The organism is Streptomyces roseolilacinus (genome assembly GCF_014649335.1).
Lineage (GTDB): Bacteria > Actinomycetota > Actinomycetes > Streptomycetales > Streptomycetaceae > Streptomyces > Streptomyces roseolilacinus.
On record NZ_BMSV01000017.1, the window covers coordinates 51,997 to 76,744 of the forward strand.

24 protein-coding genes are annotated in these 24,748 nt (G+C 72.3%); 4 read left to right on the forward strand and 20 right to left on the reverse strand.

What is annotated here, in order from left to right:
• Positions 1-7: 7 nt before the first annotated feature.
• Positions 8-448 carry a DUF948 domain-containing protein gene (locus IE106_RS28595; RefSeq protein ID WP_189538138.1) on the reverse strand — a complete coding sequence of 147 codons (441 nt, stop codon included), beginning with the start codon at positions 446-448 and terminating at the stop codon, positions 8-10.
• A gap of 169 nt (positions 449-617) precedes the next feature.
• On the opposite strand from IE106_RS28595, the gene IE106_RS28600 reads away from it, so the two are divergent.
• The gene (locus IE106_RS28600) at positions 618-2,771 is read left to right on the forward strand and encodes an ATP-binding protein (RefSeq protein WP_189538139.1); all 2,154 of its coding nucleotides are present in this window, start codon (positions 618-620) and stop codon (positions 2,769-2,771) included.
• A 31-nt stretch (positions 2,772-2,802) separates the two neighbouring features.
• On the opposite strand, the gene rpsD is transcribed toward IE106_RS28600, so the two are convergent.
• On the reverse strand, positions 2,803-3,417 hold the full coding sequence (gene rpsD, locus IE106_RS28605; RefSeq protein ID WP_010470463.1) for a 30S ribosomal protein S4: 615 nt from the start codon (positions 3,415-3,417) through the stop codon (positions 2,803-2,805).
• 191 nt (positions 3,418-3,608) lie between these two features.
• Between rpsD and IE106_RS28610 the strand changes: the two genes are divergently transcribed.
• Positions 3,609-4,316, forward strand: a complete 708-nt coding sequence (locus IE106_RS28610; RefSeq protein ID WP_189538140.1) for a DUF2470 domain-containing protein — start codon at positions 3,609-3,611, stop codon at positions 4,314-4,316.
• Here IE106_RS28610 and IE106_RS28615 read toward each other — a convergent pair.
• The 4 genes from IE106_RS28615 to IE106_RS28630 form a co-directional block, all read right to left on the reverse strand.
• The gene (locus tag IE106_RS28615) at positions 4,313-5,689 is read right to left on the reverse strand and encodes a replication-associated recombination protein A (RefSeq protein ID WP_189538141.1); all 1,377 of its coding nucleotides are present in this window, start codon (positions 5,687-5,689) and stop codon (positions 4,313-4,315) included. The genes IE106_RS28610 and IE106_RS28615 overlap by 4 nt on opposite strands.
• Positions 5,690-5,746: 57 nt before the next feature.
• Positions 5,747-6,367, reverse strand: a complete 621-nt coding sequence (locus tag IE106_RS28620; RefSeq protein WP_189538142.1) for a vitamin K epoxide reductase family protein — start codon at positions 6,365-6,367, stop codon at positions 5,747-5,749.
• A 146-nt stretch (positions 6,368-6,513) separates the two neighbouring features.
• A complete protein-coding gene (gene hisS, locus IE106_RS28625; RefSeq protein ID WP_189538143.1) occupies positions 6,514-7,776 on the reverse strand; it encodes a histidine--tRNA ligase in 1,263 nt (420 codons plus the stop codon).
• A gap of 13 nt (positions 7,777-7,789) precedes the next feature.
• Positions 7,790-8,497 (reverse strand): MBL fold metallo-hydrolase, encoded by a 708-nt coding sequence (locus IE106_RS28630; protein WP_189538144.1) that lies wholly within the window; start codon positions 8,495-8,497, stop codon positions 7,790-7,792.
• Positions 8,498-8,637: 140 nt separating this feature from the next.
• Between IE106_RS28630 and IE106_RS28635 the strand changes: the two genes are divergently transcribed.
• Positions 8,638-9,438, forward strand: coding sequence for a peptidylprolyl isomerase (locus tag IE106_RS28635; RefSeq protein ID WP_189538145.1), 801 nt, complete (start codon positions 8,638-8,640; stop codon positions 9,436-9,438).
• A gap of 177 nt (positions 9,439-9,615) precedes the next feature.
• A complete protein-coding gene (locus tag IE106_RS28640) occupies positions 9,616-10,845 on the forward strand; it encodes a DUF349 domain-containing protein (RefSeq protein WP_189538146.1) in 1,230 nt (409 codons plus the stop codon).
• 69 nt (positions 10,846-10,914) lie between these two features.
• Here IE106_RS28640 and IE106_RS28645 read toward each other — a convergent pair whose 3' ends face one another.
• From IE106_RS28645 to IE106_RS28710, 14 genes are all read right to left on the reverse strand, one after another.
• The gene (locus IE106_RS28645) at positions 10,915-13,416 is read right to left on the reverse strand and encodes a RelA/SpoT family protein (RefSeq protein ID WP_189538147.1); all 2,502 of its coding nucleotides are present in this window, start codon (positions 13,414-13,416) and stop codon (positions 10,915-10,917) included.
• Positions 13,417-13,664: 248 nt separating this feature from the next.
• A complete protein-coding gene (locus IE106_RS28650) occupies positions 13,665-14,114 on the reverse strand; it encodes a hypothetical protein (protein ID WP_189538148.1) in 450 nt (149 codons plus the stop codon).
• Positions 14,115-14,279: 165 nt separating this feature from the next.
• Complete coding sequence (locus IE106_RS28655) at positions 14,280-14,825, reverse strand: adenine phosphoribosyltransferase (RefSeq protein WP_189538149.1); 546 nt, start codon at positions 14,823-14,825, stop codon at positions 14,280-14,282.
• Positions 14,822-15,913 carry a protein translocase subunit SecF gene (gene secF / locus IE106_RS28660; RefSeq protein ID WP_189538150.1) on the reverse strand — a complete coding sequence of 364 codons (1,092 nt, stop codon included), beginning with the start codon at positions 15,911-15,913 and terminating at the stop codon, positions 14,822-14,824. The genes IE106_RS28655 and secF overlap by 4 nt, the downstream gene beginning before the upstream one ends.
• Position 15,914: 1 nt before the next feature.
• Positions 15,915-17,693, reverse strand: coding sequence for a protein translocase subunit SecD (gene secD, locus IE106_RS28665; RefSeq protein WP_189538151.1), 1,779 nt, complete (start codon positions 17,691-17,693; stop codon positions 15,915-15,917).
• Between the two features lie 151 nt (positions 17,694-17,844).
• The gene (gene yajC / locus IE106_RS28670) at positions 17,845-18,279 is read right to left on the reverse strand and encodes a preprotein translocase subunit YajC (RefSeq protein ID WP_229840882.1); all 435 of its coding nucleotides are present in this window, start codon (positions 18,277-18,279) and stop codon (positions 17,845-17,847) included.
• Positions 18,280-18,491: 212 nt separating this feature from the next.
• The gene (gene ruvB, locus IE106_RS28675) at positions 18,492-19,586 is read right to left on the reverse strand and encodes a Holliday junction branch migration DNA helicase RuvB (protein ID WP_189538153.1); all 1,095 of its coding nucleotides are present in this window, start codon (positions 19,584-19,586) and stop codon (positions 18,492-18,494) included.
• Positions 19,587-19,626: 40 nt separating this feature from the next.
• Positions 19,627-20,229 carry a Holliday junction branch migration protein RuvA gene (gene ruvA / locus IE106_RS28680; protein ID WP_189538154.1) on the reverse strand — a complete coding sequence of 201 codons (603 nt, stop codon included), beginning with the start codon at positions 20,227-20,229 and terminating at the stop codon, positions 19,627-19,629.
• Positions 20,226-20,759, reverse strand: coding sequence for a crossover junction endodeoxyribonuclease RuvC (gene ruvC / locus IE106_RS28685; RefSeq protein WP_189538155.1), 534 nt, complete (start codon positions 20,757-20,759; stop codon positions 20,226-20,228). The genes ruvA and ruvC overlap by 4 nt, the downstream gene beginning before the upstream one ends.
• A gap of 138 nt (positions 20,760-20,897) precedes the next feature.
• Complete coding sequence (locus IE106_RS28690; protein WP_189538156.1) at positions 20,898-21,650, reverse strand: YebC/PmpR family DNA-binding transcriptional regulator; 753 nt, start codon at positions 21,648-21,650, stop codon at positions 20,898-20,900.
• 58 nt (positions 21,651-21,708) lie between these two features.
• Positions 21,709-22,305 (reverse strand): pyridoxal 5'-phosphate synthase glutaminase subunit PdxT, encoded by a 597-nt coding sequence (gene pdxT, locus IE106_RS28695; protein WP_189538157.1) that lies wholly within the window; start codon positions 22,303-22,305, stop codon positions 21,709-21,711.
• 5 nt (positions 22,306-22,310) lie between these two features.
• Positions 22,311-23,225, reverse strand: coding sequence for a pyridoxal 5'-phosphate synthase lyase subunit PdxS (pdxS, locus tag IE106_RS28700; protein WP_189538158.1), 915 nt, complete (start codon positions 23,223-23,225; stop codon positions 22,311-22,313).
• Between the two features lie 163 nt (positions 23,226-23,388).
• The gene (locus IE106_RS28705; protein WP_189538159.1) at positions 23,389-23,931 is read right to left on the reverse strand and encodes a hypothetical protein; all 543 of its coding nucleotides are present in this window, start codon (positions 23,929-23,931) and stop codon (positions 23,389-23,391) included.
• Between the two features lie 11 nt (positions 23,932-23,942).
• Positions 23,943-24,677, reverse strand: coding sequence for an N-acyl homoserine lactonase family protein (locus IE106_RS28710; RefSeq protein WP_189538160.1), 735 nt, complete (start codon positions 24,675-24,677; stop codon positions 23,943-23,945).
• Positions 24,678-24,748 lie beyond the last annotated feature (71 nt).

Consider the following 24,748-nt stretch of genomic DNA (forward strand, 5'->3'; position numbering starts at 1 on the left):
TGTCGCGTCAGCCTTTCCGGTTCCGGCCGCCGCGCGCCTTGGGCACCGTGCGGCCGACGATGACGGTGCGCCGCGACCGCTGCCGCTCGGCGGGCCGCTCGGTCTTGTCGCGGCTCAGTGCCCGGCGTACGCCGTAGCCGAACGCCGCGACCTTGACGAGGGGACCGCCGAAGGTGGAGGCGACGGTCGTGGAGAGCGCGGACGCGTTGGAGGTGACCTCCTGGACGTCCGAGGCGATGGCGTCGACCCGGTCGAGCTGGGTCTGCGCGGAGCGCACGGTCGCGGAGGCGTCGGCCAGCAGGGGCACCGCCTGCTCGGTCACGTCCGCCACGAGCCGGGTGGTCGCCCTGAGCGTCTGGGCCAGCCTCACCAGCACCACGGCCAGGAAGGACACCAGGATCGCCCAGAAGACGGCCACCAGGATCCCGGCAACCTCTCCACCGGTCACTGCGCACCGCTCTCTGCTCGTCGAAGCCCGTTGATTTTCAGCACCTGAAAGTCGTCCTCCGAGCCTATCGCGCCCGTGATGACTCCCCGAACAGGATTTGTCGCCGCCCGGCGGCCACGGTACCGGCCGATTGTACGGAGAGCAGCGCCATCGGTACGCTCCGTGTCCCATGCGACGGAGCAATCTCCCGGCCGAGCTGAACCGGTTCGTCGGGCGCGACGCGGAACGTGCGGAACTGGACGGACTGCTGGCCGAGTTCCGGCTCGTCACGGTGGTGGGCGTGGGAGGGGTGGGGAAGTCCCGGCTGGCGGTGAACGTCGCACGCGCGTCGCAGAAACGCTACTGCGACGGGGTGCGGCTGGCGGACCTCGCGAGGCTGCGGGACCCGGGGCTGGTGGAGCACGCGCTGGTGGAGGCGCTGGGACTGACGGACCAGACGAGCAGGCCGCCGCGCGAGGTGCTGGTCGACCACCTCGCGGACCGGACCCTGCTGCTGGTCCTCGACGGGTTCGAACACCTCGTGGACGCGTGTGCGGACCTGGTGCGGCGGTTGCTGTGCGGCGCGCCGGGGCTGACGGTGCTGGCGGCGGGGCGCCGGCCCCTGCGCCTGGACGGCGAGGCGGTGCTGCCGCTGCCGCCGCTGTCGGACGAGGACGCCGTACGGCTGTTCACGGACCGGGCGGTGGCGGCGCGGCCGGGGTTCCGCGCCGAGGAGGAGGGGGAGCCGGTGCGGGAGCTGTGCCGGCGGCTGGACGGGATCCCGCTGGCGCTGGAGCTGGCGGCGGGGCGGCTGCCCGCGCTGACCGTGGAGCAGGTGCTGAGCCGGCTGGACGACCGGTTCCGGCTGCTGACGCACGGGACGCGGGGGGCGCCGGCGCGCCACCGGACGCTGCGGACGGCGATCGGCTGGAGCCACGAGCTGTGCACGCCGCAGGAGCGGTTGCTGTGGGCGCGGCTGTCGGTGTTCGCGGGCCCGTTCGACCTGGACGCGGCGGAGTACGTGTGCGGCGGTCCGCAGCTGCCGGCGGACCGGGTGCTGGACGTGCTCGGCGGGCTGATCGCCCAGTCGGTGGTGCTGCGGGAGGCGGACGCGGCGGGGTCGCGGTACCGGATGCTGGACACGGTGGCGGCGTACGGCGCGGAGTGGCTGGCGGCCCTGGGGGACGCGGAGCGGGTGCGGCGGCGGCACCGGGACTGGTACATGGGGCTCGCGACCTGGTGCGAGCTGGAGTGGTTCAGCCCCCGGCAGGCGGAGGTGGCGGCGTGCGCGGACGGCGCGCTGCCGAACCTCCGGGCGGCGCTGGAGCTGTGCCTGGAGACGCCGGACGAGGCGCACCTGGCGCAGCACATGGCGGGGACGCTGTGGTTCTACTGGGTGGGCTGCGGCCGGCTCGCGGAGGGGCGGCACTGGCTGGACCGGGCGCTGGCGCCGGGGTCGGGGCCGGGCCACGAGGAGGCGCGGCTGAAGGCGCTGTGGGTGCTGGGTTACGTGGCGATCCTGCAGGGCGACGCGACGGCCGCGGTGCGGGCGCTGCACGAGTGCGGGGAGCGGGCCGCGCGCGGCCGCAACGCGCTGGCGCTGGCGTACACGACGCACCGCCTGGGCTGCCTGGCCCTGCTGTCGGACGAGGTGCCGCGCGCGGAGGAGCTGCTGGACGGGGCCCTGGCGTCGTACCGGGAGCTGGGCGAGCTGAACAGCCAGGTGCTGATGGCGCAGGTGGAGCTGGCGATGGCGAAGGTGTTCCGGGGGGACCTGGAGTCGGCCGTCGCGCTGTGCGAGGACGTCCGGGAGGTCTGCGAGGAGCGCGGCGAGCGGTGGACGCGGGCGTACGCGCTGTACGTGCTGGCGTACGCGGCGTGGACGCGCGGGGACCACGGGGAGGCGCGGGACCTGCTGGCCGAGTGCGTGGGGATCGACCACGCCTTCCACGACCTGGTGGGGCTGGTGCTGGCGATCGAGCTGCTGGCGCTGGTGACGGCGAGCGAGGGCGACCCGGCGGAGGCGGCGGTGCTGCAGGGGGCGGCGGGCTCCCTGTGGGAGGCGGTGGGGCCGCCGCTGTTCGGCTCGGCGTACTTCGGCGCGCCGAGGGCGCTGTGCGAGCGCCGGGCGCGTGAGGTGCTGGGCGGGGAGCGGTTCGGGGCGTACGTGGCGGAGGGCGGCCGGCTGTCGGTGGACGCGGCGGTGGCGCGGGCGCTGGCTGGCCGGGCGGGGGGCGCGTCCGCGGCGCCGGCGGACCGGCCGCGCGACGGGTCGGCGCCGGCCCCGGGAACGCGGAAGCCCGCCGGCTCCCCCACCGGGAAGGGCGGGGAGGCGGCGGGCTGAGGACCGCGGTGGTGTGGGTACCGCGCCCGGGTCAGCGGGCGTAGTACTCGACGACGAGCTGCTCGTCGCAGATGACCGGGATCTCCTTGCGGTTCGGCTCGCGGTCGAGGCGGAAGGCCAGGGCCTTCAGGTTGACCTGCAGGTAGCGCGGGGTCTCGCCGTCGGGGGCGAAGCCACCCTCGCGGGCGACCTGGAACAGCGTCTTGCTGCGGGAGCGCTCGCGGACCATCACGACGTCGTCGGGGCGGACGCGGAAGGACGGCTTGTCGACCTTCTGGCCGTTGACCTCGATGTGGCCGTGGACGACCATCTGGCGGGCCTGGTAGATGGTGCGGGCGATGCCCGAACGCAGGACCAGGGCGTCGAGGCGGCGCTCGAGCTCGACGACCAGCGCCTCGCCCGTCTTGCCCTCGGCCTTCTTCGCGCGGTCGTAGGCACGGGCCATCTGGCGCTCGCTGATGTCGTACTGGGCGCGCAGACGCTGCTTCTCGAGCAGACGGACCTTGTAGTCCGAGTTCTGCTTGCGGCCACGACCGTGCTCACCCGGCGGGTACGGGCGGGCCTCGAAGTACTTGACGGCCTTCGGCGTCAGGGCGATGCCGAGCGCACGGGACTTCTTGACCTTGGGACGCGACTGGTTAGGCACGTTCTCCAGACCTCCGAAATAGGTTAGGTTAGGCTCACCTTACTCAAGGAGATCGCATGTCTCGCCCTGGGAACACCACGCGCATCACAGACAGCAGCACAAAGAACGATGCCTCTCAACAGAGCATCGATGTGACGGAGGTCCGATCAGCTCATGGTCAGCCGCGTCCCGACGGGCTGGAAACCGCCCGGATGCCGTCAGCAGCCGAGCGCACACGAACTCTCGTACAGGGTACATGCTCCGCGGCCCTGCTGATTCCCGGAGCGGCCGCCCCCCGCCCCGAGCAGCTCTCCCCCGACGCCCGCGTCGTGGGGCCCGACGGCGAGATCCTGCTCCTGTACCCCTCCGACTCCCCGGCCGTGCGCGCCGCCGCCCCCGCCCACGACGACGAACTGCCGGCCGTGCTGGAGCTCACCGACGTCGCCCCCGTCTCCGTCCCCCACCGCATCCGCGGCCGCGCCTGGGTCTCCGGCTGGCTCACCGTCTCCCCCGCCGTCGCCGAGGCCGGCCACACCCTGCTCCGGCTGGAGGTCGGGGACCTGTACGTCGACGACCTGTGGGGCGCCGGCCCCGTCGACCCCGAGGAGTTCGCGCGGGCCGAGCCGGATCCGCTGCGCGGGTACGAGACCGAGCTGCTCCAGCACCTGGCGGCCGCCCACGAGACCCAGGTGCTCGCCCTCACCGCCCTGCTCGGCGACCGCGCCGGCACCGGCCCCACCGCCGTGCGCCACGTGGCGCCGCTGGCCCTGGACCGCTTCGGGCTGCGGGTGCGGTGCCAAGGCGCCGAGCGCCGCACGTTCGACGCGCGCTTCGACTTCCCCCGGCCCGTGCGGGACGTCCACGGGCTGCGGCGCGCCCTGCACGCCCTCTTCGAGGCGGCCGACGACCACCGGCCCTAGGACGGCTGCTGCGACGTGCCCGTCCCGTCCCCGCGCAGCCGCTCCCGCACCTTCTCCACCACGTCCGCGTACCGCGCCTCCGCGCCGTAGCGGGTCGGCTGGTAGTAGCGCCGCCCCTGCACGGCGTCCGGGGCGTACTGCTGGGCGGCGATCCCGCCCGGGACGTCGTGCGGGTAGACGTACCCCTGCGCGTGCCCCAGCTTGGCCGCGCCCTTGTAGTGGCCGTCGCGCAGGTGCGCCGGCACCGGTCCGGCGAGCCCCGCCCGCACATCGGCCTGAGCGGCCTGGACGGCCAGCGTCGCCGCGTTGGACTTCGGCGCCAGGGCCAGCGCGATCGTGGCGTGGCCGAGCGTCAGCGCCGCCTCGGGGAAGCCGATCATCGCGACCGCCTGGGCCGCCGCCACCGCCGTGGGCAGCGCCGTCGGGTCCGCGAGCCCGATGTCCTCGCTCGCGGAGATCATCAGCCGGCGGGCGATGAACCGCGGGTCCTCCCCCGCCTCGATCATCCGCGCCAGGTAGTGCAGCGCCGCGTCCACGTCCGAGCCCCGGATCGACTTGATCAGCGCACTCGCCACGTCGTAGTGCTGGTCGCCGTCCCGGTCGTAGGTGACCGCGGCCCGGGCCACGGTCTCCTCCAGCGTGGCGAGCGTGATCTCCGGCTCGTCCTTCGCCATGGCCGCCCCGGCCGCCGCCTCCAGCGCCGTCAGCGCCCGCCGCGCGTCACCGCCGGCGATGCGCAGCAGGTGCGCCTCCGCGTCCTCGGGCAGGGTGACCGCGCCGGCCAGGCCGCGCTCCTCGGTCAGCGCGCGCGCCAGCAGCCCGCGCAGGTCGTCGTCGGTGAGCGGCTCCAGCGTCAGCAGCAGGGAGCGGGAGAGCAGCGGGGAGATCACCGAGAAGTACGGGTTCTCCGTCGTCGCCGCGATGAGCGTGACCCAGCGGTTCTCGACGGCCGGCAGCAGCGAGTCCTGCTGGGCCTTGCTGAAGCGGTGGATCTCGTCCAGGAACAGGACGGTCTCCTTGCCGAAGCCGCCGGCCGCCCGGCGGGCGCCGTCGATGACCGCGCGGACCTCCTTGACCCCGGCCGTGATCGCGGACAGCTCCACGAAGCGCTTGTTGGTGGCCTTGGACACCACGTACGCCAGGGTCGTCTTGCCGATGCCCGGCGGACCCCACAGGATCACGGACGAGGCCCCGGCCGGTCCGCCCGCGCCCTCGCCGACCAGCCGGCGCAGCGGCGACCCCGGCTTGAGCAGGTGTCGCTGCCCGACGACCTCGTCCAGCGTGCGCGGACGCATCCGCACCGCGAGCGGGCTGCTCGACGGGTCCTTCTCCTGGCGGTCTTCGGCTGCGGCGGTAAAGAGGTCGGGCTCCACGCCGTGAAGCCTATGCCAGCCCTCCGACAACCCCGGCGGGGTGCCCGGGCCGACCGGTCAGCCGATCCAGAAGTCCCACCAGCGCGTCAGGATCAGCATCCCGATGATCCCGATGTGCAGGGTCGGCAGGACCCAGGTGAACTCGTCGAGGAAGCGCCGCAGCCCGGCCGGCGCGGGCAGGGCGCCGTTGCGGACGTTGAACGAGGTCACGTACCAGAACATGACGATGGTCGCGACCCAGGCGAGGCAGCACCACAGGCACAGCGCGTTGATCTCGTAGAGGGACTGGACCATGAGCCAGGTGCAGAACCCGACGCCGAACAGCGTGCCCGCGTTGAGGCCGAGCCAGTACCAGCGGCGGTAGCGGGCGCCGGCGAGCAGGCCGACGCCGATGGCGACCACCATGCCGTACGTGACGAGGCCCAGCATCGGGTTCGGGAAGCCGAACACCGAGGCCTGCTCGCTCTTCATGATGCTGTTGCACGCCACGATGGGGTTGAAGCTGCAGCCGGGGACGAAGGTGGGGTCCTCGAGGAGCTTGATCTTGTCCAGGGTGATGATCCACGCGGCCAGCAGCCCCGCCGCGCCGGTGACGACCAGCATCCAGGCGAAAGCCCGGCCGGCGCCGAGGGCGCGGGAGTCCGGGGAGGCGTCGTCAACCGCTGCTTTCGTCGTCATACCAGCCGTTCCGTCGGTAGGGGGTGGGTGAGGTGCCGAGGCAGTGGTCATTGTGCCGGATGGGGGTACCTGTGCGCCGTTCGATGGACATAAGGAAGGGCGGGGCGCCGGTCACCGGCGCCCCGCCCTCCCCGGGAGCGGATCGTTCAGGCCAGCCTGGCCCGAAGCGTGCTCGTGACGGCGTCGAGCGCGAGGGCCTCCTGCTCGCCGGACTCCAGGTCCTTGAGCTGGACCGCGCCCTCCGCGAGGTCCCGCTCGCCGGCGATGAGCGCGTAGCGGGCCCCCGAGCGGTTGGCCGCCTTCATGCCCGCCTTCATGCTCTTGCCGCCGTACGCCATGTCCGTGGCGACGCCGGCCTTGCGGAGCTCCGTGACCAGCTCGAACAGGCGCCGCTTGGCGTCGTCGCCCAAGGCGACGGCGAAGACGTCCGTCGCGGCGGGGACGTCGAGCGCGATGCCCTCGGCCTCCAGCGCCAGGACCGTGCGGTCGACGCCGAGCGCCCAGCCCACGGACGGCAGCGCGGGGCCGCCGATCATCTCGGACAGGCCGTCGTACCGGCCGCCACCGCCCACCGCGGACTGTGCGCCGAGCCCGTCGTGGACGAACTCGAACGTGGTCCGCGTGTAGTAGTCGAGGCCGCGCACCAGCTTCTCGTCGTCCTCGAAGGCCACGCCCGCCGCCGTCAGCAGGGCGCGCACCTCCTCGTGGTACGCCTTGCACCCGTCGCACAGGTGGTCGCGCAGCAGCGGCGCGCCCACGAGCTGCTTCTGGACCTCGGCGCGCTTGTCGTCGAGGACGCGCAGCGGGTTGATCTCGATCCGGCGGCGGGTGTCCTCGTCCAGGTCGAGGCCGCGCAGGAAGTCCTGGAGGGCGTCGCGGTAGACCGGGCGGCACTCCTTGTCGCCGAGGGAGTTCAGCAGGATGCGGAAGTCCCGCAGCCCCAGCGACCGGTACGCCTGGTCGGCCAGGATGATCAGCTCGGCGTCCAGCACCGGGTCCTCGGTGCCGATCGCCTCGGCGCCGACCTGGGAGAAGTGGCGGTAGCGGCCCTTCTGCGGCCGCTCGTAGCGGTAGTACGAGCCGGAGTACCAGAGCTTGACCGGGAGGTTGCCGCCCTTGTGCAGGTTCGCCTCCAGGGCGGCGCGCAGCACGGACGCGGTGCCCTCGGGGCGCAGGGCCAGCCGGTCGCCGCCCTTGGTCTCGAAGGCGTACATCTCCTTGGTGACGATGTCGGTGGACTCGCCGACGCCGCGCGCGAACAGTTCGACGTTCTCGAAGCCGGGCGTCTCGATGTAGCCGTAGCCCGAGTTCCTCAGCGGCGCGGCGATCGCCTCGCGGACCGCCAGGTACGTCGCCGAGTCGGGCGGCAGCAGGTCGTACGTGCCCTTGGGGGCCTGGAAAGTACTCACGGAAGTTCTCTCGTCACATTCCTCGTCGGGGAGCCGCGGGGCTCCCGAGGCCGGCGGCCACCTCCCGCAGGTACGGGTTGGTGGCGCGCTCGCGGCCGATGGTGGTCTGGGGGCCGTGGCCGGACAGCACCACGGTCGAGTCGTCGAGCGGCAGGCACACGCGGGCCAGCGACGCGAGCATCTCGTCCATGTCACCGCCGGGCAGGTCGGTGCGTCCGATGGAGCCGGCGAAGAGCAGGTCGCCCGAGAAGAAGACCGGCGGGACGTCCGCGGCCTCGGGCATCCCGAAGGTCACCGACCCCTTGGTATGGCCGGGCGCGTGCGCGACGGTGAGCTCCAGACCGGCGAGCTCCAGGCGCGCGCCGTCGGTGAGCTCGTGGACGTCGTCCGGCTCCCCGACCGTCAGCTCCCCCATGAGCGGCATCCCGATGGAGCGGCCGAGGGCCTTCTCCGGGTCGCTCATCATGTACCGGTCGGCCGGGTGGATCCAGGCGGGCACGTCGTGGGCCCCGCAGACCGGGACGACGGACGCGACGTGGTCGATGTGGCCGTGGGTGAGCACGACCGCCACGGGCTTGAGCCGATGCTTGCGAAGCGTCTCCTCGACTCCCCGCGCGGCCTGGTGGCCGGGGTCGATGATCACGCACTCCTCGCCCGCGGCGGGGGCGACCACGTAGCAGTTGGTCCCCCAGGCCCCGGCGGGGAACCCGGCAATAAGCACGATCGTCCTCAGATAGTCGTCCGGCGGAAGAATGCAGCAGATCAGAGCCTACCGGCGCTGCTCATTCCACAGCCAACCCGTATACGGTACGGGCACACCAGCCCCGGACAGGAACGAAAGAGCGACAAGGAGGACACCCGGTGGTCAGCAGCGATCAGCGGCGGCGGCAGCTCGCCCGGGAGAAGTTCGAGCGGCAGCAGCGCCGGCGCGAGGAGACGCGGAGGAAGGCCAGGCGCCGCAACGCCGTCGTGGCCGCCGCGCTCGCCGTGGTCCTGGCGGCGGGCGGGGCCGTGTACGCCTCCGTCCAGCTGACCGGGCGGGACGTCGACAGCGTGGACACCGCGGCCGAGCCGAGCGCGCCCCCCTCGTCGGGCGCGCCCTCCCCCTCCCCCTCGTCCTCGCCCGAGCCGTCGATGGCGGTCGACGCCAAGGCGACGTACACGATGGCGTTGAAGACGAACGTGGGCGACCTCGCGATCACCATGGACGCCGTGAAGACGCCGCGGACGGTCAACTCCTTCAAGCACCTCGCGGACAGGAAGTACTTCGACGGCACGAAGTGCCACCGGCTGACCACGCAGGGCATCTTCGTCCTCCAGTGCGGCGACCCGCAGGGCGACGGCACGGGCGGGCCCGGCTACAACATCCCCGACGAGAACCTGGCGTCCCTCGGCAAGGCGGGGGCGAGCGGCAAGGTGACCTTCGAGGCGGGCACGGTGGCGATGGCGAACACCGGCAGCCCGAACAGCGGCGGCAGCCAGTTCTTCCTCGTCTACGAGGACACCGAACTCCCTCCGCAGTACACGCCCTTCGGGAAGCTCGACGCCGCCGGGCTGAAGGCGGTCCGGGCCGTCGCGAAGGCGGGGGTCGAGGGCGGCAGCGGGGACGGGGCGCCGAAGAAGCCCGTCACCGTCGAAAAGGCCACGGTCAGCAAGAAGTGAACCGCTGAATTTCGGTCGCGCTGGGAGCGGACAGCCGGGCGGCCGTTCGCCTAGATTGGCGTTGTGCAGCGTGGACTGGATGCACGCTGTGGAGGGCGGGCGAGGCCCGTCCGGGAAACTGTGGACGATGCCCAGGGGGAGGATCCCCCTTCATCGGCATCATGTGGAGGAGGCGCTGTGAGCAGCGACCCGTGGGGCCGCGTCGACGAGACGGGCACCGTGTACGTGCGTACTGCCGATGGCGAGAAGGTCGTCGGATCGTGGCAGGCCGGCTCTCCCGAGGAGGCACTGGCCTACTTCGAGCGCAAGTACGAGGGCCTGGTTGTGGAGATCGGCCTCCTCGAGCGGCGGGTGAGGACCACCGACCTGTCGGCCAAGGACGCGATGGCCGCGATCGACCACCTGCGCCAGCAGGTCGTGGAGCACCACGCGGTCGGTGATCTCGACGCGCTCGCGAAGCGGCTGGACAAGCTCGTCGAGACGGTGGAGTCGCGTCGCGAGGAGCGCAAGGCCCAGAAGGCCAAGCAGGCCGACGAGGCGCGGCACTCCAAGGAGGCGCTGGTCGCGGAGGCCGAGGAGCTCGCGCAGAGCGAGCAGTGGCGGGCCGCCGGTGAGCGGCTGCGCGCCCTGGTGGACACGTGGAAGGGCCTGCCGCGGCTCGACCGGAAGTCCGACGACGAGCTGTGGCACCGCTTCTCGCACGCCCGGTCGGCGTTCTCGAAGCGGCGCAAGGCGCACTTCGCGGCGCTGGACGCGCAGCGCGAGGAGGCGCGGCGGGTGAAGGAGCGGCTGGTCGCGGAGGCCGAGTCGCTGTCGGGCTCCACGGACTGGGGCGTGACGGCCGCGCGGTACCGGGAGCTGATGGCGGAGTGGAAGGCCGCGGGCCGGGCGCAGCGCGAGCACGAGGACGAGCTGTGGAACCGTTTCCGCGGTGCGCAGGACGTGTTCTTCGCGGCGCGCGGCGCGGTGTTCGCCGAGCGTGACGCGGAGCAGACGGAGAACCTCAAGCTGAAGGAGGAGCTCGCCGCCGAGGCCGAGAAGCTGGTGCCGGTGACGGACCTGAAGGCGGCGCGCGCCGCGTTCCGGGCCGTCAACGAGCGCTGGGAGGCCATCGGCCACGTGCCGCGGGACGCCCGGCCCAAGGTCGAGGGCCGGATGCACGCGGTGGAGCGGGCCATCCAGGAGGCCGAGGAGGCCGAGTGGCGCCGGACGAACCCGGAGGCGCGCGCCCGTGCGGCGGGCCTGACCGGTCAGCTGCAGGAGGCCGTCGACAAGCTGCGCAAGCAGATCGACGCGGCGCGCGCGGCGGGCAACGACGCGAAGGCCGAGAAGCTCACGCGTGAGCTGGAGGGCCGGCAGGCGCTGCTGGACCAGGCGCTGAAGGGCCTGCAGGAGTTCGGCGGCTGAGCACGGCCGCCCCAGGGGGAAGGGCCGGTACGGGTGTCCCGTACCGGCCCTTTCTCCGTGCCCCCGCCGTCAGGGGCGGCGGGCCGACGTCACGCGGTAGACGTCGTACACGCCCTCCACGCCGCGGACGGCCTTCAGGACGTGCCCGAGGTGCTTGGGGTCGCCCATCTCGAAGGTGAAGCGGGACGTGGCGACCCGGTCGCGGGACGTCTGGACGGCCGCGGACAGGATGTTGACGTGCTGGTCGGACAGGACGCGGGTGACGTCCGACAGGAGCCGGGAGCGGTCCAGCGCCTCGACCTGGATGGCGACGAGGAACACCGACGACTGGGTGGGCGCCCACTCGACGTCGAGGATCCGCTCGGGCTGCTGCGACAGCGAGTCGACGTTGACGCAGTCGGCGCGGTGAACCGATACGCCACTGCCGCGCGTGACGAAGCCGATGATCGGGTCGCCGGGCACCGGGGTGCAGCAGCGGGCCAGCTTGACCCACACGTCCTCGACGCCCTTGACGACGACGCCCGGGTCGGCCTTGGTCCGGCGCTTGGCGCGGCCGCGGGCGGGCGGCGCGGTCTCGGCGATGTCCTCGGTCGCCGCCTCCTCGCCGCCGAGGGCCTGCACCAGCTTCTGCACGATCGACTGGGCGGTGACGTGGCCCTCGCCGATCGCCGCGTACAGCGAGGAGATGTCGCTGTAGCGCATCTCGTGGGCGAGGGTGACCAGGGAGTCGCCGGTGAGGATGCGCTGGATCGGCAGGTTCTGCTTGCGCATCGCGCGGGCGATGGCGTCCTTGCCGTGCTCGATCGCCTCGTCGCGGCGCTCCTTGGAGAACCAGGCGCGGATCTTGTTGCGGGCGCGGGGCGACTTGACGAAGCCGAGCCAGTCGCGGGAGGGGCCGGCGCCGGCGGCCTTGGAGGTGAAGACCTCCACCAGGTCGCCGTTGTCGAGGGTCGACTCCAGCGGGACGAGCCGCCCGTTGACCCGGGCCCCTATGGTGCGGTGGCCGACCTCCGTGTGGACGGCGTACGCGAAGTCGACCGGGGTGGCGCCGGCGGGCAGCGCTATGACATCACCCTTGGGGGTGAAGACGAACACCTCGTTGCGGGAGAGGTCGAAGCGCAGGGACTCCAGGAACTCGCTGGGGTCCTCGGTCTCCTTCTGCCAGTCGAGGAGCTGGCGCAGCCACGCCATGTCGTTGACGTGGTCGTCCTTGCCGGCCTTCTTCGGCACGTCGGTGCGCACCTTGGAGGCGCCGGCGACGGCGTCCTGCTTGTACTTCCAGTGCGCGGCGATGCCGTACTCGGCGCGGCGGTGCATGTCGAACGTGCGGATCTGCAGTTCGACGGGCTTGCCGTTGGGGCCGATGACCGTCGTGTGGAGCGACTGGTACATGTTGAACTTCGGCATCGCGATGTAGTCCTTGAACCGGCCGGGGACCGGGTTCCACCGCGCGTGGACGGTGCCGAGGGCCGCGTAGCAGTCGCGGACCGTGTCGACGAGGACGCGGATGCCCACCAGGTCGTAGATCTCCGCGAAGTCACGGCCGCGGACGATCATCTTCTGGTAGACGCTGTAGTAGTGCTTGGGGCGGCCGGTGACGGTGGCCTTGATGCGGGCGGCGCGCAGGTCGGCCTGGACCTCGTCGGTCACTATGGCGAGGTACTCGTCCCGCTTGGGGGCGCGCTCGGCGACGAGGCGGACGATCTCGTCGTACATCTTGGGGTAGAGGATCGCGAAGGCGAGGTCCTCCAGCTCCCACTTGATGGTGTTCATGCCCAGGCGGTGGGCGAGCGGGGCGTAGATCTCCAGGGTCTCGCGGGCCTTCTTCTCCTGCTTCTCCCGCTTGAGGTAGCGCATGGTGCGCATGTTGTGCAGGCGGTCGGCGAGCTTGATGACCAGGACGCGCGGGTCCTTCGCCATGGCGACGACCATCTTGCGCACGGTCTCGGCCTGGGCGGCCTCGCCGAACTTGACCTTGTCGAGCTTGGTGACGCCGTCGACGAGGAGGGCGACCTGGTCGCCGAAGTCGCGGCGGAGGTCCTCCAGGCCGTACTCGGTGTCCTCGACGGTGTCGTGGAGGAGGCCCGCCATCAGCGTCGCCGGGTCCATGCCGAGCTCGGCGAGGATGGTGGTGACGGCGAGGGGGTGCGTGATGTACGGGTCGCCGCTCTTGCGCTTCTGGCCGCGGTGCCAGCGCTCGGCGACCTGGTAGGCGTACTCGATCTGGCGGAGAGTGGCCGTTTCGATCTTCGGATCGTTGCTGCGCACTATCCGCAGCAGCGGCTCCAGGACCGGGTTGTACGGCGAGGAGCGCTGCACGCCGAGGCGGGCGAGGCGGGCCCGGACGCGGTTGGAGGAGCCGACGGCGCGGGCCGGGGCGGGCGGGGCCGGCTTGGGCGTCGAGACGGGGGCGGGGTGGGCGGCCCGGGGCGGCGTCGCGGGGGCCGCTTCGGCGTCGGGGGCCTCGCCCGGCGCGTTCCGCCCGGTCGGCGGCGTGGCGGAGGGAGCCGCGTCCTGGTCGGCCCGCTGATCGGGGGTCGCGGCGGAGAGTGGCTGGGCCTCGTCTGGCAAGGGCGCTCCTCGTGCGGGTCCGGGTCCCCCGGTGAGGCCCGGAAATCCCATGGTATCCACCTCGGGCGTCCCACTCGCCCCGGGCGGGACGCCCGTCGACGCGGAACGGGCACCCGGTGTCCCCGGATGCCCGTCCCGTACGTTTCCGGCCGGGGGAGGCTCCACGCGAAGGGGCCCGGACCGTCGGTCCGGGCCCCTCGGGGGTCAGGCGACCGCCGTCACGGGTGTGCGCGGCGGTCAGCCGGCCGTCACTTCCAGTCGAACAGGGCCGCGCCCTTGACCTTCATCTCCTTGGCCGCCAGGACGTTGCCCCACGGCACCTTGATGGCGCCGGTCTTGCCGCAGCCGGCCTTGTACCACTTGGCCTTGCCGTTGACGAAGCCCTTGACCTCGACGCAGATGCTGCTGCCCTTGTAGACCTTCCAGGCGTAGCCCATCTTCATCCCGGGCTTGCCGAAGTGGCCGCAGTTGTCGGAGACCTTGCTCCACTTCAGCGGGAGGCTGCCGGCCTTCTTCCAGCCGGAGCAGGTGCCCGCGGCACCCATGGGGACCTTCACGGCCTGCGCCTGGACGGCCCGCTCCTTGGCCGGGGCCGCGCCCGCCGCGGACGCGGCGCCCGCCGGGGCGGCACCCGCGACGACGGCGGCGAGAGAGACGACGGAAACCATCCCCGTGGTGATCTTGTTTGAGATCTTCATTGGATTCCTTTGCTCAAGATGCCTGGTCAGTGGCATCACCGAAGATCGAACCAGAGTCGGCCCCGGGAACGGGAGTCATTTGAGCTTCTTCAGAGGAAGATCGTTACGACGACGCGAGGGGCGCCCGGCACGAGCCGGGCGCCCCTCGGATGTGCGTCCGTCACCTCACAGCTGGATGATCGCCTCCAGCGGGGCGCCCCGCAGGGCGGGCTCCAGGCGGGCGCGGCCCCCCAGGAAGCCCAGCTCCATCAGGACGACGACGCCGGCGACCTCGGCCCCCGCCCGGCGGATGAGGTCCAGCGACGCCTCGGCCGTGCCGCCCGTGGCGAGGACGTCGTCGATGACGAGGACCCGGTCGCCCGGGGCCAGGTCCTCGGCGTGGACCTCGATCTCGGCCGTGCCGTACTCCAGCTCGTACGCCTGCCGGAGCGTGGCTCCGGGCAGCTTGCCGGCCTTGCGGACCGGGATGAACCCGACGCCGGCGGAGACCGCCACGGGGGCGGCGAGGATGAACCCGCGCGCCTCCAGGCCGACGATCTTCGTCGCCCCGAAGCGCGTGCACAGCTCGGCGAGGGCCCCGGTGAGCGCGGCGAACGCCTCGGGGTCGGCCAGCAGCGGCGTGATGTCCTTGAAGACGACACCGGGCTTGGGGTGGTCGGGGACGTCCCGGATGCGGCTGAGCAGGAGTTCCCGGGTGGCGGTGGCGGTCATCGGCGGTTCTCCGTGGAACGGCCGCGGCGACCGCGCGGACCGACGACGCCGCCGGCCGTGGCGGCGCCCTCGGGCACCTCGGTGAACGCGTCGCCGTCCTGCTCCGCGCCGTCCTTCGACCCGGCCGCGGCACGCTTGGCGAGGACGCGCTTGCGCAGCGCCTTCATCTGCGGGTCGCGCTCTTTGAGGTCCGCGACGAGCGGCGTGGCGATGAAGATCGACGAGTAGGCGCCGGCGGCGAGACCGACGAACAGCGACAGCGAGATGTCGTTGAGCATGCCCGCGCCGAGGAAGCCGCCGCCGATGAACAGCAGGCCGGCGACCGGCAGGAGCGCCACGACGGTGGTGTTGATCGAGCGGACCAGCGTGCCGTTGAGGCTGCGGTTGGCGATCTCGCTGTACGTGTAGCGGGTCTGCTTGGTGATGTCCTTCGAGCTCTCCTTCAGTCCGTCGAAGACGACGACGGTGTCGTAGAGGGAGTAACCGAGGATGGTGAGCAGACCGATCACGGTGCCCGGCGTGACCTCGAAGCCGACGAGCGCGTACACGCCGACGGTGATGGTGAGGTCGTGGACGAGGGCGATGAGCGCGGCGAGCGCCATCCGCCACTCGAAGGCGATCGCCAGGTAGAGGACGACCAGGATCATGAAGACGCCGAGGCCGGTCCACGCCTTGTTGGCGATCTGCTCGCCCCAGCTGGGGCCGACCAGTTCGGCGGTGATGTCCTTCACGGGGACGTCGACGCCGGCGGCGATGTCGTCCTTGAGGGAGTTGGCCGCCTTGGTGTCCAGGCCGGACACCTGGATGCGCAGGCCGCCCGTGCCGAGCTCCTGGACGATCGCGTCGTGTCCGGCGGCGTCCTCGGCGATCTCCTCCGCCTTGGCGGCGGACACCGTGGTCTTGGGCGTCGTGTAGACGGCGCCGCCCTTGAACTCGATGCCCATGTTGAGGCCGCGCACGCCCAGGCCGACGATGGCGGTGATCGTGATCAGGATGGAGACGCCGTACCAGAGCATCCGCTTGGCGACGAAGTCGTATCCGACCTCACCGCGGTAGAGACGGGCGCCGAGATTTCCGAGTCGCGACATCTCACGCCTCCTTCGGTTCGGTCGGGACGGATACGCGGCGGGTGCGGCGCAGCGGCGGCTGCGCGCCGAGCCGCTTCGGGTCCAGACCGGACCACGGGTGCTGGCCGCCGAAGAACTTGCCGCGCGCCAGGAGCGTCATCAGCGGCTTGGTGAAGAAGAACACCACGACGACGTCGAGGAGCGTGGTCAGGCCGAGCGTGAACGCGAAGCCCTGCACCTTGCCGACGGTGACGATGAACAGCACCGCGGCGGCCAGGAACGACACGAAGTCGGAGACGAGGATCGTGCGGCGGGCGCGCGGCCAGGCGCGCTCGACGGCCGGGCGCAGGGTGCGGCCCTCGCGGATCTCGTCGCGGATGCGCTCGAAGTACACGATGAACGAGTCGGCGGTGATGCCGATCGCGACGATCGCGCCGCACACGGCGGGCAGGTTCAGCGCGAAGCCGATGGCCGGGCCGAGCAGCGACATGATCGTGTAGGTGAGGACGGCGGAGACGCCCAGCGAGAGGATCGCGATGAGCGACAGGCCGCGGTAGTACACCACCAGGTAGACCACGACGAGGGCGAGGCCGATCGCACCGGCGATCAGGCCGGCGCGCAGCTGCTCGCCGCCGAGGGCGGCGGTGACGGTGGTGACGGACTGCTCCTCGAAGGAGAGCGGCAGCGCACCGTAGGAGAGCATGTTGCCGAGGTCCTGGGCCGTCTTCTGGTTGAAGCTGCCGGTGATCTCCGCCTGTCCGCCGGGGATGGCGAAGCTGACCGACGGGGCGGAGACGACCTCGCCGTCGAGGACGATCGCGAACTGGTTCTGCGGCGCGGTCTGCGTGGCGAGCCGGCCGGTGATCTCGGCGAACTTCTTGGCGCCCTTGCTGTTGAACTCCAGCTGCACCTTCCAGATGCCGCGCTCCGGGTCGAGCGCGCCGCGGGCGTCGTCCACGTCCTTGCCGTCCACGTCGGCGGGACCCAGCAGGTACTTCTCCCACACGCCGCCGTTCAGGCCGCAGGCCACGGTGGGCTCGGTGGGCTTGACGGCCTTGGTGGCCGCGCGCTGCTTCGGGTCGGCGCAGTTCAGCGCGGCGAACTTGGCCTGGAGACCGGCGTCCGCGGACGGGTCGGCGCTCGGCGGGACCGCCGGGGCGGGCAGCTGGGAGCCGCTGGGGCTCGGCGCGGCGGACGGGCTGCCGGAGGCGGAGGGGCTGGGGGCCTTCCTCAGCGCGTCGGTGAGGGCGCGGCCCTGCGTGGTGGCGCTCGCCGAGGGGGCGGTGACCTTGTCGCCGTCCGTGGCGGAGGCGGAGGGCTTCGGCGACGCGCCCGCGGACGGGGCGGCGGAGGGGCTGCCGGAAGCGGAGGGCGTCGGCGCCGCGGGCTCGCTCATCGCGACGGACACGACCGGGCGGAAGTACAGCTGGGCGGTCGTACCCACCTGCTGGCGCGCCTGCTCCTCGTCGGTCCCCTTGGGGATGTTGACGATGATGTTCTCGGTGCCCTGCTTCTGGACCTCGGCCTCCTGGACGCCGAGACCGTTGACGCGGCGCTCGATGATGCCGATCGCCGTGTTCATGTTGGTCTCGTTGACGGCGTCTTCCTTGCCGGGCTCGGCCTTCGCCTTCAGCGTGATGGTCGTACCACCCGCGAGGTCGATGCCGAGGCGCGGCGTGGTGTGACCGGACCAGAACATGCCGCCGGCGAGCGCGACCATCGCGATCAGGATCAAGGCCAGGGCACGCCCCGGCCTTCCCTGGCCCCCCGACGGCCTTCTGCCCTTCTTCGGTGCTGCCACCTTGTCGTATCTCCCTGTCCAACCGCCCCGCGCCGGGTGTGCGCGGGGCGGCCACGAAGTGTGTGTGGGGACCTGCCCCCGCAGATGCAGATGTGACGCGAACCCGGGGACCGCCTACGCGCCTTCGGGCGCCGGCGGTCCCTGTGTGCGGCTACTTCGCGTCGGCCTCGCCGTCGGTCCTGCCGCCGGTCTTGTCGTCCTTGGCGGCGTCGTCCGCGTCGGTCTTCTTGGTGAGGTCCGGCTTCGCGGTGTCCGCGGACTCGTCGGCGGGCTCGACGAGCGAGGAGGCGTCGTCCGGCACGACCGGGAGGTCGTCGGACGCCGCGTCGGCCTCGGTGCCGGAGTCCGTGTCGCCGTGGACGATGCGGTTGTACTCCTCGTCCTCGAGGACGGCGCCGATCGCGTTCTTCGCGTAGACGGCGTGGACGCCCGGCGCGACTTCCAGGAGGACCGTGTCGTCGCCGATCTCCTTGACGGTGGCGTACATCCCCCCGATCGTCCGCACGCCGGTGCCTGGCTGCATCTGGTTGCGCATTTCCGCGGCCTGCTGCTGCTTTTTCTTCGCAGAGCGGGTCATCAGGAACATGGCCCCGATGAGCACGATGAAGGGGAGAAGCACGCCGATGTTATCCACGGGACGGAATTCCTTCGCACGACCGCGCTGGTGAGCGGCCTGATCTACGGGGGTGGGCACGCCGACCTGAAAGGGCGGCATCGGCGGAGTCTAGGCGAGTCCGCATCGATGGAACAACGCCCAGCATCCCACCGCGGTTCCTGACCCGGCGAGTCTCCGCGCCGTCATGCGTCGAAGAGGCCCGCTTGTCCGGTCCCGGTGCCCGCGGCCTGCGGCGGTACGAGCCCGAGGTGGGCCCAGGCGGCCGGCGTCGCGACGCGGCCCCGGGGTGTCCGGGCGAGCAGTCCCTCCCGTACGAGGAACGGTTCCGCCACCTCCTCGACGGTCTCCCGCTCCTCCCCCACCGCCACGGCGAGCGTCGACAGGCCGACCGGGCCGCCGCCGAACAGCTTCAGCAGGGCCTCCAGCACGGCGCGGTCGAGCCGGTCCAGGCCGCGGGCGTCGACCTCGTACACGGCGAGGGCGGTCGCGGCGATCTCGCGCGTGATGATCCCGTCGGCCCTGACCTGGGCGTAGTCGCGGACGCGGCGCAGGAGACGGTTGGCGATACGGGGCGTGCCGCGGGAGCGGCCGGCGATCTCGGCGGCGCCCTCGGCCCCGATCTCCACGTCGAGGAGGCGGGCGGAGCGGTGGACGACGCGCTCCAGTTCCGCGGGGGTGTAGAACTCCATGTGCGCGGTGAAGCCGAAGCGGTCGCGCAGCGGCGGCGGCAGGAGTCCCGCCCGCGTGGTGGCGCCGACCAGGGTGAACGGCGGCAGTTCGATGGGGATCGCGGTGGCGCCGGGGCCCTTGCCGACGATCACGTCGACGCGGAAGTCCTCCATGGCCATGTACAGCATCTCCTCGGCGGGCCGGGACATGCGGTGGATCTCGTCGAGGAAGAGGACCTCGCCCTCCTGGAGGGAGGAGAGGATCGCGGCGAGGTCGCCGGCGTGCTGGATGGCGGGGCCGGAGGTGATCCGGATGGGGGCGCCCATCTCCGCGGCGATGATCATGGAGAGCGTGGTCTTGCCGAGGCCGGGCGCGCCGGAGAGCAGGACGTGGTCGGCGGTGGCGCCGCGGGCGCGGGCCGCCTTGAGGACGAGGTCGAGCTGCTCGCGGACCTTCTCCTGACCGATGAACTCGTCCAGGTCCCTGGGGCGCAGCGCGGCCTCGACGGCCTGGTCGTCGCGGTCGGCGACCGAGCCCACCAGCCGCTCCGCGGCGGGGCCGGCGAGCCGCTCGGAAGCGGTCGCGTCGGTCGTCTCGTCCCAGTTCACTGAACGTCTCCTCGCGGTGTGGGGCGGTGGTCGGGCCGGGTCAGCGGGCGCGGTTGAGGGTCTGCAGGGCCGCCTTCAGCAGCAGGCCGATCTGCGGCGGGCCGTCGGCGGCCTCGGCCTGCGGGGTGACGGCGGTGACCGCGTCGTCGGCCTCGCGGGCGGCGTAGCCGAGTCCGACGAGCGCGGCGTGCAGCTGGTCGCGCCAGCCGGCCGCGCCGGCGGCGGGCCGGGCCGTGCCGACCGGGGCGCCGAGCCGGTCCTTCAGCTCCAGGAGGAGCTTCTGGGCCCCCTTCTTACCGATGCCGGGGACCGCCGTGAGGGCCTTCTCGTCGCCGGACGCGACGGCGGCGCGCAGGGCGTCGGGGGCGTGGACTGCGAGCATGGCCTGGGCGAGGCGGGGGCCGACGCCACTGGCGGTCTGGAGCAGTTCGAAGACCTGCCGCTCGTCGTCGTCGGCGAAGCCGTACAGCGTGAGGGAGTCCTCCCGGACGACCAGCGACGTGTGCAGCCGGGCCTCCTGTCCGACCCTCAGCGCGGACAGGGTGTTCGGCGTGCACTGGACGGCCATGCCGACGCCGCCGACCTCGACGACGGCGGTGGTCGGGGCGAGGGCGGCGACCGGACCGGTCACGAAGGCGATCATGGGGTTCGGCCTTTCAACGCGTGCTGTGCGGCGACCGCCTGCTGGAGGCGGTTCTGTGCGGGGGCGCGCCAGATGTGGCAGATGGCGAGGGCGAGGGCGTCGGCGGCGTCGGCGGGCTTGGGCGGGGCGGCGAGCCGGAGGAGGCGGGTCACCATGGCGCCGACCTGCGCCTTGTCGGCGCGGCCGCTGCCGGTCACGGCGGCCTTGACCTCGCTGGGGGTGTGCAGGGCGACGGGCAGGCCGCGGCGGGACGCGCAGAGCATGGCGACGGCGCTGGCCTGGGCCGTACCCATCACCGTACGGACGTTGTGCTGGCTGAACACCCGCTCCACGGCGACCAGATCGGGCCGGTGCGCGTCGAGCCACTCCTCTATGCCGCGCTCGATGGCGACGAGGCGGGGGCCGACGTCGGCGTCGGCCGGCGTGCGGATGACGCCGACGCCGAGCATGGTCAGCGGGCGTCCCGCGACTCCCTCGACGACGCCGATCCCGCACCGGGTCAGACCCGGGTCCACCCCAAGCACGCGCACGCGGCCTCCTTACGCTCTCCCCCGGCCACCGATGGGCGGTGTCCCCTGTTCGTGCAGGCTATCGGCTGGGACTGACAACGCGACGGGCCGACGGGCTGCGTCCCGTCGGCCCGTCGCGTCGGGCGGTGTCGCCGTGGATCAGGCGTCGACCTTCGCCATGACGTCGTCGGAGACGTCGAAGTTGGCGAAGACGTTCTGCACGTCGTCGCTGTCCTCCAGCGCGTCGATCAGCTTGAAGATCTTGCGGGCGCCTTCCTCGTCCAGCTCGACCTGCATGGTCGGGACGAAGCTGGCCTCCGCCGACTCGTAGTCCACGCCGGCCTCCTGGAGGGCGGTGCGGACCGCGACCAGGTCGGTGGCCTCGCTGATCACCTCGAAGGTCTCCCCGAGGTCGTTGACCTCCTCCGCGCCGGCGTCGAGGACCGCGCCGAGCACGTCGTCCTCGGTCAGGTCGCCCTTGGGGACGATGACGACGCCCTTGCGGTTGAAGAGGTACGACACCGAGCCCGGGTCGGCCATCGAGCCGCCGTTGCGGGTCATCGCGACGCGCACGTCGGAGGCGGCACGGTTGCGGTTGTCGGTGAGGCACTCGATGAGCACCGCGACGCCGTTCGGGCCGTAGCCCTCGTACATGATGGTCTCGTAGTCGGCGCCGCCGGCCTCCTGGCCGGAGCCGCGCTTGACCGCGGAGTCGATGTTCTTGTTCGGGACCGAGCTCTTCTTGGCCTTCTGGATGGCGTCGTAGAGCGTCGGGTTGCCCTCGGGGTCGCCGCCGCCGGTGCGGGCCGCGACCTCGATGTTCTTGATCAGCTTCGCGAAGAGCTTGCCGCGCTTGGCGTCGATCACGGCCTTCTTGTGCTTCGTCGTAGCCCATTTAGAGTGGCCGGACATCTGCCTGTCTCCTTCGCGTAACCCATTCAGAACGAACCCCAGAGATCCTACCGGGATCTCATCGGCCGGAGGCGCGCACCATGTCGACGAACAGGGCGTGCACGCGGTGGTCTCCGGTCAGTTCCGGGTGGAACGAGGTGGCGAGCGCGTTGCCCTGCCGTACGGCGACGATGTGGCCCCCGTACTCGGCGAGGACCTCGGCGGACGCGCCGACGGACTCGACCCAGGGGGCGCGGATGAAGACGCCCTCCACGGGGCCGCCGTCGACACCGGTGACGTCGACGCCCGCCTCGAAGGACTCGTTCTGCCGCCCGAAGGCGTTGCGGCGGACGATCATGTCGATGCCGCCCAGGGTCTCCTGGCCCGACCGCGGGTCGAGGATCTTGTCGGCGAGCATGATGAGCCCGGCGCAGGTCCCGTAGACGGGCATGCCGGCCGCGATGCGCTCGCGCAGCGGCTCCGTCATCCCGAACAGGGCGGCCAGCTTGGAGATCGTGGTGGACTCGCCGCCGGGGATGACCAGGCCGTCGACCTCGGCGAGCTCCTCGGGGCGCCGGACCGGCCTGGCCACGGCGTCCGCCGCGGCCAGGGCGATCAGGTGCTCCCGTACGTCGCCCTGGAGGGCCAGGACGCCGATGACGGGGGTGCTGCTCATCGGTGTTACCAGCCCCGGTTCGCGTAGCGCTCGGCCTCGGGCAGGGTGTCGCAGTTGATGCCGACCATGGCCTCGCCCAGGTTGCGGGAGGCGTCCGCGATGATCTTCGGGTCGTCGTAGAAGGTGGTGGCCTTCACGATGGCGGCGGCGCGCTTGGCCGGGTCTCCGGACTTGAAGATGCCGGAGCCGACGAAGACGCCCTCGGCGCCCAGCTGGCGCATCAGCGCGGCGTCGGCCGGGGTGGCGACACCGCCGGCGGAGAACAGCACGACCGGCAGCTTGCCGAGCTCGGCGACCTCCTTGACCAGCTCGTACGGGGCGCGCAGCTCCTTGGCGGCGGCGTACAGCTCGTTGTTGTCGTAGCCGCGCAGCCGGGCGATCTCGTTCTTGATCTGGCGCAGGTGGCGGACGGCCTCGACGACGTTGCCGGTGCCGGCCTCGCCCTTGGAGCGGATCATGGCCGCGCCCTCGGCGATGCGGCGCAGGGCCTCGCCCAGGTTGGTGGCGCCGCACACGAACGGGGTGGTGAAGGCCCACTTGTCGGAGTGGTTGACCTCGTCGGCCGGGGTCAGGACCTCGGACTCGTCGATGTAGTCGACGCCGAGGGACTGCAGCACCTGGGCCTCGACGAAGTGGCCGATGCGGGACTTGGCCATGACCGGGATGGAGACGGCCTCGATGATCTCTTCGATCATGTTCGGGTCGGACATCCGGGCGACGCCGCCGTCCTTGCGGATGTCGGCGGGCACCCGCTCCAGCGCCATGACGGCCACGGCGCCGGCGTCCTCGGCGATCTTCGCCTGCTCGGCGTTGACCACGTCCATGATGACGCCGCCCTTGAGCTGCTCGGCCATGCCGCGCTTCACGCGCGCGGTGCCGGTCTCGGGGGCCTGCGGGGTGGTGGTGGGCGTGGTGGACACGTCGGACCTCACTCGGGAGAACGGGGCGGGTACGGGGACCCGGGGACGACACAGGCGAGCAAACACGGCCGGGCCAGTCCACAGCAAGGGCCAATGAGGAGGCGGTGGCCCGTTTTGGCATGGCCGGATGTCGCCTCTGTCCGGTACCGCCCCCGCGGGCGGCTCAGGTCGCCCGGTCCGCCAGCGCCACCGGCGGCTCGTCGTCCATCTCGAACGCCATCGGGAACGGCGCGTGCCCCGCCAGCCGGAACCAGCGCACCTTCCGGTGCCTGCGCAGCGCCCGCGCCGCCCGCACGGCGTCGTTGTGGAACCGGCGCGCCATCGGGACCCTGCGCACCGCGGCGGCCAGCTCGCCGGCCGCCTCCTCCCCGCCCGGGGCCTCCCGTACGGCCCGCATCTGCTCCGGCTCGCCGAACACCGCGCGCAACGCCTGGCTCAGCTCGCTCTCGGCGACCTCCCGGTGCTCCTCCTCGGCCTGCCGGGCGGCGTGCGCGGCCTGGTAGAGCACGATCGACGCCGCCGGGTCGAGGATCCCCGACGTGGCCAGTTCCTGGGCGACCGACGCACGCCGCAGCAGCTGCGCGTCGAGCGCGGCGCGCGCGGCGTCGATGCGGGCGTGCAGCCGGTCGAGCCGCCCGGCGGTCCAGCTCAGGTACAGGCCGATCGCGAAGAGGGCGACGGCGATCCAGATCAGCGTTTCGGTCACGGGCGGAAAGGCTACCGGGGCGCTCCCGCGGGCCCCGCGCCCTCGGGCATGGCGCCCTCCCACACCGACCGGTCGTGGGCGAACAGCACCCGCCGGGGGCCGAAGGAGGCCAGCCGGTCCAGCCAGGGCCGGTAGGGGGCCGGGCCGCCGCCGGGGGCGTCGAGCGCCGCGCGGCGGGCCATCTCGTCCGACGCGAACTCGGACGCGAAGTCGAAGGCCTGCCCGGCCAGGACGGTCACCCCGTCCGGCCCGGACACCACCAGCGACTGGTGGCCGTCCGTGTGCCCGGGCGTCGGCACGACGCGGACGCCCGGCCACACCTCCGCCTCGCCGTCCAGCTCCTCGTACCGCGCGCCGGGGAAGTCGACGAGCGCGTCGATGGTGTACCCGCCCGCCCGGGCCTCCGCCAGTTCCGTCCGCTGGACGAGGACGGGCCGGCCCGGCAGCAGCGGGTTGCCGCCGCAGTGGTCGAAGTGCAGGTGGCAGTTGACCACCACGTCGACGTCGCCCGGCTCCGCGCCCGCCTCCGCGAGGGCCGCCCGCAGGTCCCGGCGCCGCGGCCGGTAGTGGGCCTCCGCCTCGGGGTCGCCGCTCCCGACGCCGGTGTCGAACAGCAGCAGGCCCTCCTCGTGCCGCACGAGGTACGCCAGCACCGGCTCCACGCGCGGCCACGGCGTACCGGCCTCCTCGGCGGGCCGTACGAAATACCCCAGGTCCAGCCTGCGCACCAGCGTGCCCCGCCCCATCCCGCACCCTCCTAGGTGTATTGATCACGAGCGTTGTTAACAGGGCCGGGGTCTTGATCATGGCGAAGACC

Coding starts and splice junctions, on each gene's coding strand:
- IE106_RS28600 (WP_189538139.1), top strand. CDS start 618: ATGCGACGGAGCAATCTCCCGGCCGAGCTGAACCGGTTCGTCGGGCGC.
- IE106_RS28610 (WP_189538140.1), top strand. CDS start 3,609: ATGCCGTCAGCAGCCGAGCGCACACGAACTCTCGTACAGGGTACATGC.
- IE106_RS28620 (WP_189538142.1), bottom strand. CDS start 6,367: ATGACGACGAAAGCAGCGGTTGACGACGCCTCCCCGGACTCCCGCGCC.
- IE106_RS28650 (WP_189538148.1), bottom strand. CDS start 14,114: ATGAAGATCTCAAACAAGATCACCACGGGGATGGTTTCCGTCGTCTCT.
- IE106_RS28655 (WP_189538149.1), bottom strand. CDS start 14,825: ATGACCGCCACCGCCACCCGGGAACTCCTGCTCAGCCGCATCCGGGAC.
- secF (WP_189538150.1), bottom strand. CDS start 15,913: ATGTCGCGACTCGGAAATCTCGGCGCCCGTCTCTACCGCGGTGAGGTC.
- yajC (WP_229840882.1), bottom strand. CDS start 18,279: ATGTTCCTGATGACCCGCTCTGCGAAGAAAAAGCAGCAGCAGGCCGCG.
- ruvA (WP_189538154.1), bottom strand. CDS start 20,229: ATGATCGCCTTCGTGACCGGTCCGGTCGCCGCCCTCGCCCCGACCACC.
- IE106_RS28690 (WP_189538156.1), bottom strand. CDS start 21,650: ATGTCCGGCCACTCTAAATGGGCTACGACGAAGCACAAGAAGGCCGTG.
- pdxT (WP_189538157.1), bottom strand. CDS start 22,305: ATGAGCAGCACCCCCGTCATCGGCGTCCTGGCCCTCCAGGGCGACGTA.
- IE106_RS28710 (WP_189538160.1), bottom strand. CDS start 24,677: ATGGGGCGGGGCACGCTGGTGCGCAGGCTGGACCTGGGGTATTTCGTA.